The sequence below is a fragment of the Synechococcus sp. H55.2 genome (genome assembly GCF_047462495.1).
GTDB lineage: Bacteria > Cyanobacteriota > Cyanobacteriia > Thermostichales > Thermostichaceae > Thermostichus.
This window is the reverse complement of sequence record NZ_JANSJH010000095.1, coordinates 1-1,291: the sequence shown is the minus strand read 5'-3', so window position 1 is coordinate 1,291 and position 1,291 is coordinate 1. Positions and strand designations below refer to the sequence as shown.

Sequence of the window (1,291 nt, the reverse complement as noted above, 5' to 3'; positions counted from 1 at the left end):
TTGAGGGTTCTCCCGAACCGGATCAGGATCATCTTCAAACACTGGCTCACCATCCCGCAGCAGCCAGTCCAGCAGTGGATCTGGGCCGGCCTCCCGCTCATCGGTGTCAGAGGGCAAAGGAACAGCAGGCGGTCTCTCAATGTCTGTACCCGGATTCAAAAGCAGACGCAGGCCCCAAAAAGTGCTCCCGGCAATGGCGGCAAAAAGAGCTATCCCTCCCCAGAGGGGGATCTGCCTGTCCCTGGAGTCCGGCTGGGCGCCTTCCCAATCATCGATGGCTGCCAGGGTGCGCTCGGAAAACGGCGAGGTTGTTGGAGGGGGCGTGAGGGAAGATCCGGCGCTGTTGTGGGATTGCAGGGATCTCTCCAATTGGTCGCTGAGGAGCCTCATGGTCTGGGGCCGCTGGCCGGGGTCTTTGGCCAGACAAGCAAGCACCACTTCCTCCAGCGCCGGCGGGATCTCATGAGGCAACTGGGAGCGGTCGAAGGGCCGAGGCTGTTGGTAATTGTGGGCCTCGTACCAACCGGGAAAAGAATCGGTCTTGGGCTGTAGGGGGTGTTGCCCGGTCAGCATGCGGTAGAGCACCACGCCGAACGAGTAGATGTCGGAGCGGGGATCCAATTCCTCGCCGCGCACCTGCTCGGGAGAGGCGTAGCGCACCGTCCCCAAAAAGCCGGTGGTTTGGGTGCTGAGGGCCAAAGAAACGTCGCTCAGCAACTTGGCGATGCCAAAATCCAGGATCTTGACCGTCTCTCCCAGGGTCTCATCTTTCAAAACAAAGAGATTGCTGGGCTTGATGTCGCGATGGATCACTCCTTTGATGAGGTGGCCATCTTGCTCGGTCTCCAAATTGTGGGCATAGTAGAGACCGGCACACACTTGGCGGGCGATCTTCACCACCTGCTGAGGGGGCAGCAGCGGGTGCTTGAGCATCAGTTCTCCCAAGCTGCGCCCCGTCAGGTATTCCATCACCAAATAAGGTTGGTTGTTCTCCAGACCGTAATCCAGCACCTTGACAATGGCCGGGTGCTCCCCCAGCAGGGTACTGATGCGAATTTCCTGCTGAAAGCGCTTGAGCAAGTGACGGCAGGTGTTTTCATCGCCTGCCAAGTTTTGGTGCAACAGCTTCACCGCCACCGGACGATTGAACAGGCGGGTATCCACAGCCTTGAACACCTGCCCCATGCCCCCTGCCGCAATGTTCTGAACCAGTTGATAGCGCTGACCGATCACTTTTCCAGGAGCAAGCTGGTTCATAAGCGGCCCAAGAGCATGTACCCTCCGATTTTAA

General features: G+C 58.6%; 1 protein-coding gene. It reads right to left on the bottom strand.

Annotated elements, in window-relative coordinates:
- Positions 1–1,257 (bottom strand): serine/threonine-protein kinase (locus NW844_RS10615; protein ID WP_414335501.1); only part of this gene is annotated, 1,257 nt, incomplete at its 3' end.
- Between the last annotated feature and the right edge of the window lie 34 nt (positions 1,258–1,291).